This is a genomic window from Phyllobacterium sp. CCNWLW183, assembly GCF_037203775.1.
Lineage (GTDB): Bacteria > Pseudomonadota > Alphaproteobacteria > Rhizobiales > Rhizobiaceae > Phyllobacterium > Phyllobacterium ifriqiyense.
In genome coordinates, this window is sequence record NZ_JBBCBN010000002.1 from 423,178 (window position 1) to 435,562 (window position 12,385).

Annotated in this window: 15 protein-coding genes; 13 read left to right on the forward strand and 2 right to left on the reverse strand. The window is 53.9% G+C overall.

All coding sequences use genetic code 11. From position 1 onward, the window contains the following. The first annotated feature begins 100 nt into the window (after window positions 1-100). The 6 genes from rph to V9K95_RS07910 are packed head-to-tail and all read left to right on the forward strand — an operon-like array spanning window position 101 to window position 4,335. Entirely contained in the window at window positions 101-817 is a 717-nt protein-coding gene (gene rph / locus V9K95_RS07885) for a ribonuclease PH (protein WP_336440242.1), read from the forward strand. Between the two features lie 11 nt (window positions 818-828). Further along, the gene (locus V9K95_RS07890) at window positions 829-1,236 is read left to right on the forward strand and encodes a VOC family protein (RefSeq protein WP_307281813.1); all 408 of its coding nucleotides are present in this window, start codon (window positions 829-831) and stop codon (window positions 1,234-1,236) included. Then, complete coding sequence (gene rdgB, locus V9K95_RS07895; protein ID WP_307281816.1) at window positions 1,233-1,880, forward strand: RdgB/HAM1 family non-canonical purine NTP pyrophosphatase; 648 nt, start codon at window positions 1,233-1,235, stop codon at window positions 1,878-1,880. Before V9K95_RS07890 ends, rdgB begins: the two co-directional genes overlap by 4 nt. Then, window positions 1,877-3,043, forward strand: coding sequence for a radical SAM family heme chaperone HemW (gene hemW, locus V9K95_RS07900; RefSeq protein WP_336440241.1), 1,167 nt, complete (start codon window positions 1,877-1,879; stop codon window positions 3,041-3,043). The genes rdgB and hemW overlap by 4 nt, the downstream gene beginning before the upstream one ends. Window positions 3,044-3,097: 54 nt before the next feature. Then, window positions 3,098-3,961: a 16S rRNA (cytidine(1402)-2'-O)-methyltransferase gene (gene rsmI, locus V9K95_RS07905; protein ID WP_440808464.1), complete on the forward strand. Its 864-nt coding sequence runs from the start codon at window positions 3,098-3,100 to the stop codon at window positions 3,959-3,961. Between the two features lie 8 nt (window positions 3,962-3,969). Next, complete coding sequence (locus V9K95_RS07910; protein WP_336440239.1) at window positions 3,970-4,335, forward strand: YraN family protein; 366 nt, start codon at window positions 3,970-3,972, stop codon at window positions 4,333-4,335. 107 nt (window positions 4,336-4,442) lie between these two features. Here the strand turns inward: V9K95_RS07910 and V9K95_RS07915 are convergent, their stop codons facing one another. Continuing rightward, entirely contained in the window at window positions 4,443-4,841 is a 399-nt protein-coding gene (locus tag V9K95_RS07915) for a VOC family protein (RefSeq protein WP_115054625.1), read from the reverse strand. 348 nt (window positions 4,842-5,189) lie between these two features. Here V9K95_RS07915 and cysG point away from each other — a divergent pair, with 348 nt between their 5' ends. Genes cysG through V9K95_RS07950 form a run of 7 tightly spaced genes read left to right on the forward strand, consistent with a single transcriptional unit; the run spans window position 5,190 to window position 11,365 of the window. Then, complete coding sequence (gene cysG, locus V9K95_RS07920; RefSeq protein WP_336440238.1) at window positions 5,190-6,650, forward strand: siroheme synthase CysG; 1,461 nt, start codon at window positions 5,190-5,192, stop codon at window positions 6,648-6,650. 18 nt (window positions 6,651-6,668) lie between these two features. Next, complete coding sequence (locus V9K95_RS07925; protein ID WP_115054809.1) at window positions 6,669-6,983, forward strand: DUF2849 domain-containing protein; 315 nt, start codon at window positions 6,669-6,671, stop codon at window positions 6,981-6,983. A gap of 20 nt (window positions 6,984-7,003) precedes the next feature. Beyond that, window positions 7,004-8,674 (forward strand): nitrite/sulfite reductase, encoded by a 1,671-nt coding sequence (locus tag V9K95_RS07930; RefSeq protein ID WP_115054627.1) that lies wholly within the window; start codon window positions 7,004-7,006, stop codon window positions 8,672-8,674. Then, a complete protein-coding gene (locus tag V9K95_RS07935) occupies window positions 8,664-9,419 on the forward strand; it encodes a phosphoadenylyl-sulfate reductase (RefSeq protein WP_307281835.1) in 756 nt (251 codons plus the stop codon). Before V9K95_RS07930 ends, V9K95_RS07935 begins: the two co-directional genes overlap by 11 nt. Before the next feature lie 5 nt (window positions 9,420-9,424). After that, window positions 9,425-9,952 carry a DUF934 domain-containing protein gene (locus tag V9K95_RS07940; protein WP_370878847.1) on the forward strand — a complete coding sequence of 176 codons (528 nt, stop codon included), beginning with the start codon at window positions 9,425-9,427 and terminating at the stop codon, window positions 9,950-9,952. A 39-nt stretch (window positions 9,953-9,991) separates the two neighbouring features. After that, window positions 9,992-11,020, forward strand: coding sequence for an NAD(P)/FAD-dependent oxidoreductase (locus tag V9K95_RS07945; RefSeq protein ID WP_336440237.1), 1,029 nt, complete (start codon window positions 9,992-9,994; stop codon window positions 11,018-11,020). Next, window positions 11,021-11,365: a 2Fe-2S iron-sulfur cluster-binding protein gene (locus V9K95_RS07950; RefSeq protein WP_307281840.1), complete on the forward strand. Its 345-nt coding sequence runs from the start codon at window positions 11,021-11,023 to the stop codon at window positions 11,363-11,365. Between the two features lies 1 nt (window position 11,366). On the opposite strand, the gene V9K95_RS07955 is transcribed toward V9K95_RS07950, so the two are convergent. Continuing rightward, window positions 11,367-12,305 (reverse strand): nucleoside hydrolase, encoded by a 939-nt coding sequence (locus V9K95_RS07955; protein WP_336440236.1) that lies wholly within the window; start codon window positions 12,303-12,305, stop codon window positions 11,367-11,369. Window positions 12,306-12,385: the final 80 nt, after the last annotated feature.

The window sequence follows — 12,385 nt, forward strand, 5'->3', positions numbered from 1 at the left end:
TGCCATAGATATAAGCATTGTTAGAGCAATCATCAAAGCCTTTGCTTCATAACATCATCGCGGTTAAAAGGCGGAAAGCTTATCAACAAGAGGTCTATCCATGCGTCACTCCAAACGAGCCCCCGACGAAATGCGCGCCATTTCCTTTGAGCGCGGCATTTCAAAACATGCCGAGGGCTCGTGCCTGGTTAAATTTGGCGATACCCATGTTTTGTGTACAGCCAGCCTTGAGGAAAAAGTACCGGGTTGGATGCGTAATACCGGCAAGGGCTGGGTGACAGCGGAATATGGCATGCTGCCCCGTTCGACGGGTGATCGCATGCGCCGTGAGGCATCTTCGGGTAAACAGGGCGGCCGAACGCTTGAGATTCAGCGGCTGATCGCGCGTTCCTTGCGTGCAGTCATTGATCTGCAGGCGCTGGGCGAAGTGCAGATTACGGTTGATTGCGATGTGATTCAGGCCGATGGCGGCACGCGAACTGCGGCAATCACCGGAGGCTGGGTTGCCTTGCATGAATGCTTGCGCTGGATGGAGACACGCCAGATGCTGAAAGTTGACAAGGTTCTCAAGGATCATGTTGCCGCGATTTCATGCGGTATATCCAACGGAACGCCCGTCATTGATCTCGATTATCTGGAAGATTCCACGGCACAGACTGACGCCAATTTTGTCATGACCGGCAAGGGTGGAATTGTTGAGGTGCAGGGTACTGCCGAAGGTGAACCGTTCTCACAGGAAGAATTGCTGGCGCTGATGGATTTGGCCCGTAATGGCATTACGCGGCTGGTCTCACTGCAAAAAATGGCGGTTAGCTAAGAGTAATGACCATGCAGCCATCATCTATTCTGGAAACAGCGCTTTATGTTGATGACGTCGAGGCTGCGGCGCAGTTCTATAGTGGCGTTCTCGGGCTTGAGTGCATTTTGCGGGCAGGGGAAGAATCTGCATTCTTCGTCTGCGGGGCAGGTGTACTCATCGTTTTCAACGTGGAAAAGCTGAAACAGCGCCCCGCTGGTGGGCTGCCCATTCCAAAGCATGGAGCGGAAGGTCCGGGTCATGTGTGTTTTCGCGCCACACGGGATGAAATTGCTGCATGGAAATCCCATCTCGAGAAACATGGCATTGCCATCGAAAGCGAATTCGATTGGCCAAGTGGCGCACATTCGCTTTATTTTCGTGACCCCGCCGGTAATTCGGTCGAGTTCGCCGAACCAAAATTATGGAATCTGAAATGAGAACACTCGAAAAGGGCAAGCTGCTGGTTGCCAGCCACAATCAGGGTAAGATCAACGAAATGATTGATCTGCTTGGTCCTTTTGGTTTTGAGGTCGTCTCTGCCGCAGAGCTAGGTCTGCCCGAGCCGGATGAGACAGGCACGACCTTTGAAGAGAATGCCTATATCAAGGCCTTTGCCGCTGCCAAAGCCACTGGGCTGGTGGCGCTTTCTGACGATTCCGGCCTGTGTGTCGATGCTTTGGACGGCAATCCCGGCGTCTACACGGCCAATTGGGCTGAATTGCCGGATGGCAAGCGCGACTTTGCGCATGGTATGCAGAAGGTCGAAACGGCGCTTCAGGATGCGGGTGTGACCAAGGCTGAAGACCGTAGCGGTCGATTTGTTTCTGTCATTTGCCTTGCTTGGCCCGATGGCGAAGCAAATTATTATCGCGGTGAAGTGGAAGGCGAAATCGTCTGGCCGCCGCGTGGCACAGCTGGCTTCGGTTTTGATCCCGTTTTCAGGCCAGAAGGCTACGCGACGACATTCGGTGAAATGACCGCAGAACAAAAACATGGCTGGAAACCTGGCGATGAATTGGCGCTCTCCCACCGTGCCCGCGCTTTTCAGCTATTTGCCAAAGATTGTCTGGACGTTGCATGAGTCATAGCGACCATAGGTCCGAATCCGGCTTCGGGATCTATGTCCACTGGCCCTTTTGCATGGCGAAATGCCCCTATTGCGATTTCAACTCGCATGTCCGGCATCAAGCTGTCGACCAGCCACGCTTTGCAGCGGCATTTGCCCGCGAAATGGCAACCATGCGCGAGCGTACGGGCCAGCGCAAAGTCTCCAGCATATTTTTGGGTGGTGGCACACCATCATTGATGCAGCCGGAAACCGTAGCCTCTGTCCTGAACGAGATCGCGCGCAACTGGCATGTGCCGGACGATATTGAAATTACGCTGGAGGCTAATCCAACCAGCGTTGAGGCGGATCGTTTTCGTGGCTATCGCGCGGCTGGTGTCAATCGGGTGTCCTTGGGGGTTCAGGCGCTGAATGATCCTGATCTGCGTCGTCTTGGCCGCATGCATAATGTTGACGAAGCGCTGGTTGCGATCAAGCTTGCGCGGGAGATTTTTCCAAGGCTCTCATTTGATCTCATCTATGCAAGACCGGACCAGACCATCGAAGCGTGGCGGGACGAGCTTGCCAAAGCAATTTCCTATGCGGCAGATCATCTGTCGCTTTACCAGCTGACAATTGAAGAGGGCACGCCTTTCTACAATCTATGGAAGGCAGGAAAACTGATAACGCCCGACGGCGACCACGCGGCGGCACTTTACGCTGAAACGCAAGAAGTCACTGCAAAGTATGGTCTGCCAGCCTATGAGATTTCAAACCATGCCGCGCCGGGCGCAGAATCCCAGCATAATCTCGTTTATTGGCGCTATGGTGAATATGTTGGAGTTGGTCCGGGCGCCCATGGGCGTTTTATCGAAAATGGTACGCGTGCTGTAACCATCACCGAGCGTCATCCTGAAACATGGATGCAGAAGGTCGAGGCGGATGGCCATGGCATTGTCGAAGAAGAGTTTCTGACGGGCGAGCAGGAGGGAGACGAGTTTCTGCTGATGGGCCTGCGTCTGGTAGAGGGTATTGATCTTTCCCGTTATGAGCGCCTGACCGGCCATGGTGTCAAGGAAAGCCGTGTAATCTCTTTGGCGGAACAGGGGCTTATCGAATATATCGGTAATAGTCGCATCCGCACAACACCCGAAGGCGCTATCGTGCTCAATGCCGTTATCGCTGATCTCGCAGCTTGAGGATAAAGCGTGTCTGAGGCCCACCAACCTGATGAAAAGGACCGGAGCTACCAGATTGGCAGTTCGTCCTATCGTGCGCGGCCTCTTGAGCCTGCGCTCTACATCGTGGCGACACCCATAGGCAATCTTGGCGACATGACCCTTCGCGGTATTGAGACCTTGGCGGCAGCCGACATTATCGCTTGCGAGGACACGCGCGTCAGCCGCGTCCTGCTTGATCGCTATGGTATTTCCCGCCGTCCCTACGCCTATCACGAGCACAATGCCGAGATGGCAGGGCCCAAAATTATCGAGGCACTCCTTGCCGGAAAGAGCGTTGCGCTCATTTCCGATGCCGGTACGCCGCTGGTTTCAGACCCAGGCGGGCGGCTTGTTCCTGAAGCCAAAGCGGCTGGCATTCGTGTCGTGCCAATCCCTGGCGCATCCTCTGTCCTTGCAGCCTTGACTGCTTCTGGCCTGTTCAAGGATGCGTTTTACTTTGCCGGATTCCTTTCCTCCAAACAGGGCCAGCGCCGGGCAAAGCTGGAACAGTTGAAGACATTGGATGCCGCGCTGGTGTTCTTCGAATCGCCCAATCGCGCCGCAGCGACCCTGGCCGATATGGTTGAGACTTTCGGACCTGAGCGCCAAGGCTCGCTCTGCCGCGAGTTGACCAAGGCATATGAGACGGTGACTACATTGCCTTTAAAAGAACTTGCTGCGGAGTTCGATGGTGAAGACCGTATTCGCGGTGAGGTTGTTCTGGTGATCGGACCACCACGGCAAGATGAACATGTGGCGCGCAGCGATGAGGATATTGACGCATTGCTGAAAGCCCTCAGTCAGGAAATGTCGCCTGCAAAGGCGGCGGGGGAAGCCTCCCGCATGACAGGCCGCCCAAAAGGCGAGCTTTACCAACGTTTGCTGGCGATGAAGTAGGAATGCCGATGGGCGCGAAGGACAAGCGTCATAAAGCTTACCGTCGCGGCCACTCTGCCGAACGCCTAGCCGCATTTGCTGTGGTTCTGAAAGGCTATCGGATTGTGGATCGCCGCTATCGCACGAAGCTCGGAGAAATCGATCTGATTGCGCGACGCGGCAATATTGTCCTCATCATTGAGGTCAAAGCGCGGCGTACGCTTCAGCAGGCGATGGATTCGGTCAATCCGCTCGCCATGCGCCGAATAGAGGCTGCCGCTGACCAATGGCTGGCCCGTCAGCCGGATCATGACCGCCTTTCGCTTCGCTTTGATCTGGTTGCGATCTTGCCTTGGCGTTGGCCCGTTCATGTTCCGGCTATATTTACTGCCTGATACCAAGGCGCTGAGATGCTGACGCATCACGCCTTGAAGATGTTCAAGCGCCACACGGGCTTTACCAAAATGCGAAGAGTCAAGATTATCGCATTTTGGTATGAGCATCATTGGGCTTGCGGCACCATGTGGACGATTTCCCAGACATGGCCGTCAATATCCTGAAAGCTGCATCCATACATGAAGCCTTCATAGTCTTGCTTTGGCTTCCATTCCTTGCCCCCCGCAGCAATCGCCTTTGCAAAAGTCTCATCGACTTCTTCCTTGCTTGCTGCCGAAAGCGCAATGAGCACTTCCTGAGATTTCGTTGCGTCGCTAATGCCGTTATTGATGAAGTCCTTGAAGCGGTCTTCTTCCATCAACATTGCAAAAATATTCTCTTCGATAATCATGCAGGTTGTTTTCTCGTCAGAGAAGTCCGGATTGAAGCTAAACCCTAAAGCCGCAAAAAAGGCTTTTGAAGCAGCAAGATTCTTGATCGGCAGGTTTACGAAAATCATACGCATCGGGATAAAATCCTCTCTATTTGATAACTCACTTCCGAATGACGAATAGAATTGTCAGATCCCGACAGTCATGAAAAAATAAAAAACAACTTGCAATCGGATTTAAACCCGATAAGAATGGTCGTGTATCGAGCGCCGTTCATTTGCGGCTGCGTTCCTTTGGCCTTTCCCACCTCCTTTTATGGAGCGAGGGGAGGTGCAACTATGTATGGCGCAGAAAGAGAATCCGATTACCTTCGGTTTTTCAGAAATTATATGCTCCTGCGCGTGAAACGGCGCATTTCTGTTTCTTATAATCAGGTCATTGATATCGGATAATTCCCATAGCCATTGGGATACCCACGATTCATGCCTATTCGTTCCAACCAGCTATCTGTCTTTCCAGCCTTCTTCCGTGTTCGGAACGAGGTGCTTGTGGTTATAGGCAATGGGGAAGAGGCCTTGAACAAGGCCCGTCTTCTGACACAAACCAGTGCCACCATCCGCATAGTCGCTGCCGAACCGGAACCAGAACTTGCCGCCTTTTTGCGGAGCGGCAACTACGACCATATTGTAGAAAAATTTGCTCCCAAGCATCTGACCGGCGCAAAGCTGGTCTTTGTCGCCACTGGCGATGAAGATCAGGATATTGCCATTGCCGATGAAGCGCACCGCCAGAATATTCCTGTTAATGTCGTTGACCGTCCTGATCTGTGTGACTTCTACACACCTGCCATTGTCAATCGCGCGCCTATCGCCATTGCCATAGGCTCTGAGGGTACGGGCCCTGTACTGACCCAGCTCATCCGTGCGCGCATTGATGCGGCTTTCTCCCCGCGTCTCGGGGATCTGGCCCGTCTCGCCAATGCCTACCGGCCTGCCGTTGAACGACTGGTGAAAAAGGGACTGTCGCGGCGCATTTTCTGGCGCTCATTCTTTTCGGGCGATGTAGCAAGCAATGTTTATAAGAATGATCTGATCGGAGCCCATGACGCTGCCGCAAATCTGCTCGAAAATCAGGGTTCTCCCAAAGGCTATGTCTGGTTGGTTGGGGCGGGTCCGGGCGTTGAGGATTTGCTGACCTTGCGTGCGCACCGCGTCCTGATGGAAGCTGATGTGATTGTTTATGATGCGCTGGTGCCGGAGGCTGTTGTTGCCATGGGCCGCCGCGATGCCACGAGACTGTCTGTGGGCAAGCGCAAGGGTTGCCATTCCAAGAGCCAAAGCGAGATCAATGATCTTCTTGTAACGCTTGGCCGCGAAGGCAAGCGCGTCGTTCGATTGAAATCTGGTGATCCGCTGGTTTATGGACGTGCTGGCGAAGAAATGGCCGCTTTGCGCGATGCCGGTATCTCCTTTGAGATTGTCCCTGGTATTACATCTGCCTTCGCTGCCGCAGCAGATATGCAGCTTCCGCTCACATTGCGCGGCGTTGCGTCCTCGCTGGTCTTTACCACTGGCCACGATATGACGGGCGATATACTGCCGGATTGGGCACGCCTGGCTATTTCCGGTGCAACCATCGCCGTTTATATGGGCCGGAGTGTTGCTGCTTCCGTTGCCAATCGCCTGATTGAGGCGGGCCTTCATGCGGATACCGGCGTTGCTGTGATTGAAAATGCCGGACGTGCGGAACGTCGCATGTTCCACGGGACATTGAAAGATCTGCCAGCACTTGAACAGCGCAGCGATCTGGAAGGGCCGGTCATGGTTGTTATTGGCGATGCTGTCGCCGGTGCCGCCATTCATCTGGCAGAACCGCTTTCTGCAACGAAGACAAAGTTTGAAGATTTCGTGGCTGAGCGCCACATGGCAGCGCATGCTGTCTGAACCGCAAGGATGATGATTATGAGTGTCAAAGTTTTAACAGCGAACCGCCTGACCGATGGCGAAGCAGTTTGGCTTGGTGCCAATGGTGAGTGGCTCGACCATATTGATGGTGCCCTTGTCGCACGTCATGCCGAGGCTGTGGCAGCGCTTGAGGAAGCCGGTAAAGCCGCGATAAAGTCCAATCTCGTCATCGACGTTAATGTCATTGATGTTGAGGAACGCGGTACAAACCTATATCCGCTACGCCTGCGCGAACGTATCCGCCAGCTCGGCCCGACAATCCGTCTTGATCTTGGCAAGCAAGCCGAGAAAACCAGCGCCAACGCCGCCTAATTTCTGAAGGTCCGCATAGAATGTATCGTTACGATGAGTTTGATCACGCGTTTGTCTCTGCCCGCGTCGAGCAGTTCAAGGATCAGGTTGAGCGGCGTCTTGCTGGCGAGCTGACTGAAGAGCAGTTCCGCCCGCTGCGTTTGATGAATGGTGTCTATCTTCAGCTGCATGCCTATATGCTGCGTGTTGCGATCCCCTATGGCACATTGTCAGGTCGGCAGATGCATAAATTGGCGCATATTGCGCGCCGTTATGATCGCGGTTATGGCCATTTCACCACACGACAGAATATCCAGTATAATTGGCCGGCTTTGAGCGATATGCCAGCGGTGCTTGATGAATTGGCCTCTGTCGAAATGCATGCTTTGCAGACATCGGGCAATTGCATCCGCAATGTCACAGCGGATCATTTTGCCGGTGCCGCCGCTGATGAGGTTGCCGATCCGCGTCCCTATGCGGAGATTCTCCGTCAGTGGTCGTCAATGCATCCGGAATTTTCCTATCTGCCACGCAAATTCAAGATCGCAGTCACCGGTGCTGATCGGGATCGCGCAGCCATTCAGGTCCATGATATCGGGCTTCATCTGAAAAAGAATGAAGCCGGAGAACTTGGCTTTGCTGTCTATATTGGTGGCGGCCAGGGTCGCACACCTATGGTTGCCAAAAAGATCCGGGATTTTCTGCCCATTGAGGACTTGCTGACCTACACGACGGCAATCGTGCGTGTGTATAATCTGCATGGCCGCCGCGATAACAAATACAAGGCACGTATTAAAATCCTAGTGCATGAAACCGGCACCGAGGAAATTACCCGTCAGGTCGAGGCTGAATGGCAGGCAATCAAGGATACCGACTTGAAGATGCCGCAACAGGATGTTGATGCCATCGACAATTATTTCCGCATGCCAAACCTGCCGCAGCGTCCCGAAGGCTGGTCGCAGCTTGCGATCTCGCGTAAGGCCGATCCTTCCTTTGCGCGCTGGGTCGATCAAAATGTAACGCCGCACAAGAATCCGGACTACGGGGTCGTCACAATCTCCTTGAAGCCGATTGGTGGTATTCCAGGTGACGCAACAGACGCGCAGATGGATCTGGTGGCAGATATCGCCGAGAAGTTCTCAAATGATGAGATCCGCGTCAGCCATGAGCAAAATCTGGTTCTGCCGCATGTAGCCATTGCTGACTTGCGCATTGTCTATGACCTGCTGCTGACAGACGGCTTGGCGACAGCCAATGCCGGGCTGATCACGGATATTATTGCCTGCCCCGGTCTCGATTATTGCGCTTTGGCCAATGCCCGATCCATTCCCGTAGCACAGCGCATTTCAGAGCGTTTCGGCCAGCCGGAACGTCAGGCGGATATTGGTGAACTCAAGATCAAGATTTCCGGTTGCATCAATGCCTGCGGCCACCACCATGTCGGCCATATCGGTATTCTGGGCGTCGAGAAGAAGGGCGAAGAGCTTTATCAGATTTCGCTCGGTGGCTCCGGTGATGAGATTTGCACGATTGGCGATATTACCGGTCGCGGCTTCTCCTCCGAAGAAATCGTCGATGCGGTGGAAACCATAGTTGACCGCTATCTTCAGGTGCGGACAGACAAGGAAGAAAACTTCCTTGCAACCTATCGCCGTCTGGGCGCTGCACCGTTCAAGGACGCGCTTTATAACGAGACTGCAAATGCTGCTTGAGACAAATGAACGTACCGTGGCGGACGAAGCGCGCGCGCTTCAAGCCCGCTATGGGAATCTTGAACCGGCCGATATTATCGAGCTGGCGATAGATCATTTGTTCAATGAAGAAATTGCTGTTGTCTCCTCTTTTGGCGCCGAATCCTCTGTGCTTTTGCACCTGATCGCGCAGGTGGATCGTGCTACGCCGGTTCTGTTTCTGGAAACGGGCAAACATTTTCCGGCAACCTTGCGTTATCGTGACGAGCTTGTTGGCGAATTGGGCATGACAGATGTTCATGACATTCATCCCTTGCAGCAGACGCTCAAGGATGAGGATCCCTATGGCGCCATGTCGATGACCAATAAGGATCGCTGCTGCTATATCCGTAAAGTGGAGCCGATGGCCCGGGCTGTTGCGCCTTATCGGGCATGGATGACCGGTCGCAAACAGTTTCAGGCATCGACGCGTAATGCATTACCTGTGTTTGAATCGGTGGGTGAGCGTATTCGCATCAACCCGCTGGCCCAATGGACATCAGCGGACCTTCAGAACTACATGGTCGCTAATCACTTGCCTCCGCATCCATTGGTTGCGGAAGGCTATCGTTCGATCGGCTGCATGCCCTGCACGCAGCCGGTGAAAGAAGGTGAAGATGCGCGTTCCGGTCGTTGGGCTGGCAGCGACAAAACAGAATGCGGTATCCACCTGACGGGACTTACCGATCAATTGAGCAATATTTCCCTGACGGATTCGAGCCTATGAGTGACATTTCTGAAAGCGTAGCTGGTGAACTTTGGGGTCGCGAAGGATTTCGTGAAGATCCTTACATTGCCGCTGAGACACTCGAAGAAACAGGTGATGCGCCGGCTGTAATTCTTCCTCTGGCTGCATGGCTGGGCCTTGATGAGAGCATCCGCAACAATACCAACCGCAAGATCGGGGTATCGGTCGCGCCGGGCGAAAGTATCGACCCTCTTCTGCCATTGCTGGATACAATACCGCTTATTGCGCTGCAGTTTCCGGCTTTCAACGATGGCCGCTCTTATTCGAAGGCGGACATCTTGAAAAACCAACATCAGTTCAAGGGAGAGCTGCGTGCGGTGGGCGATGTGCTGATCGATCAGGTCGCCTACATGTTGCGTACCGGTTTCGATACGATGAAGGTTACACATGCCGTAACGCTGACACGCCTTGCGGAGCACAATCTGCATGATGCACCCGGCTATTATCAGCCCGGCAGAGGTTCGCACACCGTACCGGGCGCCTATAGCTGGCGCCGGGTTCCGGGCGCCTGAAACAATAAAATTCAATTCGGTTTGTTGGAAAGCACTTATATGTCAGAACTTATTGAAACAGATGTCGTTATCGTCGGTGCCGGTCCTGTTGGCCTCTTTGCCGTATTCGAGCTTGGCCTTTTGGACCTGCGCGCCCATGTCATCGATATTCTTGATCGTCCGGGCGGCCAATGCGCCGAACTCTATCCGGAAAAGCCGATTTATGACATTCCGGGTCTGCCGGAAGTGACAGGGCAGGATCTGACCGATAATCTGCTGAAGCAAATTGCGCCGTTCGATCCGCAGTTCCATTTTTCGACGATGGTGACCGCGCTCACACGTTTGGAGGATGGCCGGTTCCGTGTCGAGACTGATGCGGATGAAGTCTTCCTGACCAAGGTCATTGTCATTGCAGCCGGTGGCGGTTCGTTCCAGCCCAAGCGTCCTCCTGTGCCAGAAATCGAACATTATGAAGGCGTCAGCGTTCACTATGCCGTTCGCAAGATCGAGGCTTTCCGCGATCATGATGTTGTCATCGTTGGCGGCGGTGATTCGGCGTTGGATTGGACGTTGAATCTTGAACCCGTAGCCAAGTCCGTCACGCTGGTGCATCGCCGCCCGGAATTCCGTGCCGCTCCCGACAGTGTCAACAAGATGTGGGCGCTTGAAAAAGAAGGCCGTGTAAAATTCCGCATGGGGCAACTTGGTAGCCTTGAGGGCGCGGATGGCCAGATATCAAAGGTGCTGCTGAAGGGCGGCGAGGCCGGCGAAGAAATTATCGAGGCCAGCCGTTTGCTGCCATTTTTTGGCCTGACAATGAAGCTAGGTCCAATCGCGGATTGGGGTTTGAACCTCGATCAGAATCTGATTGCGGTCGATACGGAGAAATTCGAGACATCAGAGCCCGGTATTTTCGCGATTGGCGACATCAATACCTATCCGGGAAAGCTGAAGCTTATCCTGTCAGGTTTCCATGAGGCGGCTTTGATGTCCCATGCAGCAAAACGGATCGTGGCCCCTGGCGAACGTATCGTTTTCCAGTATACGACGTCCTCAACATCCCTCCAGAAGAAACTGAAAGCAGCTTGAGTGTCTGATTCTCTTTACATCCACGTCACCGATCAGAAGGGCGAACGTCATACGCTGGAGGCCTTGGAAGGCTTCCGTGTCATGGAAGTCATTCGGGATTGGGGCCTCGACATCAAGGCGGAATGCGGCGGCGCTGCTGCTTGCGGCACCTGCCATTGCTATGTCGAGGAGGAATGGACTGAGAAGCTTTTTGCACCGCTGGATGAAGAAATCGATCAGCTCGACGTGACATTTCACGTCGAGGAGAACTCCCGCCTCTCATGCCAGCTGATCATGACGGAAGAACTGAATGGCCTGGAGATTACTCTCGCTCCAGGCACTCAGAAGGACAGCGTTGCAGCCTGATTTATGGCAGCGTTGCTATGCGGGTGGTCAAAAGCTCGAAGAAGCCATCAGAATCCACGTTCCGAATGTAAAAAGCATTCTTCGGGCGGTCAGTAATCCCCCACCAGTCAACCACCGTCATGCCGAACGTCAATTCGTTAGCTGCATCCACTTCGACATTGCAGTGACGCCCCGTATAGAGCTCCGGCTTGAGCAAATAGGCGATCACATTGGGATCATGCAAAGGTCCGCCATCGCTGCCATATTTTTCTTCGTCGAAACGTTCAAAAAACTCAAGCAGGGCGACTGATGCGTCGCCGCATCTGGTGCCCAAAGCGCGGAACCGATCGATGCGTTTGGCAGTGGTCAGGGCCTGGTGTGTCACATCCAACGGCAGAATTACGATTGGAACGCCTGACTGCAACACGATTTGCGCAGCCTGTGGGTCGACATAGATATTGAACTCGGCAGTCGGCGTTATGTTGCCACCCTCAAAAAAGCCACCGCCCATCAGGACGATTTCCTTGATCCTCGGTGCAAGTTCTGGCGCGCGCAACAGAACATGGGCGATATTGGTAAGTGGTCCAAGCACGCAAAGCGTGACAGTTCCCGCCGGTTCACTGAGTAAAGTCTCGATAATGAAATCGACCGCGTGCTGATCCTGCAAAGGCATGGACGGTTCAGGCAGGTCGGGACCATCGAGGCCGGTCTTGCCGTGAACATGTTCGGCCGTGATCAAGTGGCGCATCAACGGACGATCCGCACCGGCAAAGACACGCGTATCGGAGCGCCCGGCCAATTCGGAGATTTTACGCGCATTCACTTCGGTCAAGGCAAGCGGCACATTGCCGGCAACGGCTGTAATACCCAGCACATCCAGTTCCGGGCTGGCAAAAGCCAAAAGAATCGCGAGAGCGTCGTCCTGCCCCGGATCTGTATCGATTATGATTTTACGTGCCATTTGTCGGTTTCTCTCATCTATATGCCGCACTCTCTTGAAGTCTCAAGGTCGATAGACCATATCTGAGTACAGGAGCGAAA

Bases quoted from the DNA above. Each gene is read 5' to 3' on its own strand.
- rph (WP_336440242.1), top strand. From the start codon at position 101: ATGCGTCACTCCAAACGAGCCCCCGACGAAATGCGCGCCATTTCCTTT.
- V9K95_RS07890 (WP_307281813.1), top strand. From the start codon at position 829: ATGCAGCCATCATCTATTCTGGAAACAGCGCTTTATGTTGATGACGTC.
- rdgB (WP_307281816.1), top strand. From the start codon at position 1,233: ATGAGAACACTCGAAAAGGGCAAGCTGCTGGTTGCCAGCCACAATCAG.
- hemW (WP_336440241.1), top strand. From the start codon at position 1,877: ATGAGTCATAGCGACCATAGGTCCGAATCCGGCTTCGGGATCTATGTC.
- V9K95_RS07910 (WP_336440239.1), top strand. From the start codon at position 3,970: ATGGGCGCGAAGGACAAGCGTCATAAAGCTTACCGTCGCGGCCACTCT.
- V9K95_RS07915 (WP_115054625.1), bottom strand. From the start codon at position 4,841: ATGCGTATGATTTTCGTAAACCTGCCGATCAAGAATCTTGCTGCTTCA.
- cysG (WP_336440238.1), top strand. From the start codon at position 5,190: ATGCCTATTCGTTCCAACCAGCTATCTGTCTTTCCAGCCTTCTTCCGT.
- V9K95_RS07925 (WP_115054809.1), top strand. From the start codon at position 6,669: ATGAGTGTCAAAGTTTTAACAGCGAACCGCCTGACCGATGGCGAAGCA.
- V9K95_RS07930 (WP_115054627.1), top strand. From the start codon at position 7,004: ATGTATCGTTACGATGAGTTTGATCACGCGTTTGTCTCTGCCCGCGTC.
- V9K95_RS07935 (WP_307281835.1), top strand. From the start codon at position 8,664: ATGCTGCTTGAGACAAATGAACGTACCGTGGCGGACGAAGCGCGCGCG.
- V9K95_RS07945 (WP_336440237.1), top strand. From the start codon at position 9,992: ATGTCAGAACTTATTGAAACAGATGTCGTTATCGTCGGTGCCGGTCCT.
- V9K95_RS07955 (WP_336440236.1), bottom strand. From the start codon at position 12,305: ATGGCACGTAAAATCATAATCGATACAGATCCGGGGCAGGACGACGCT.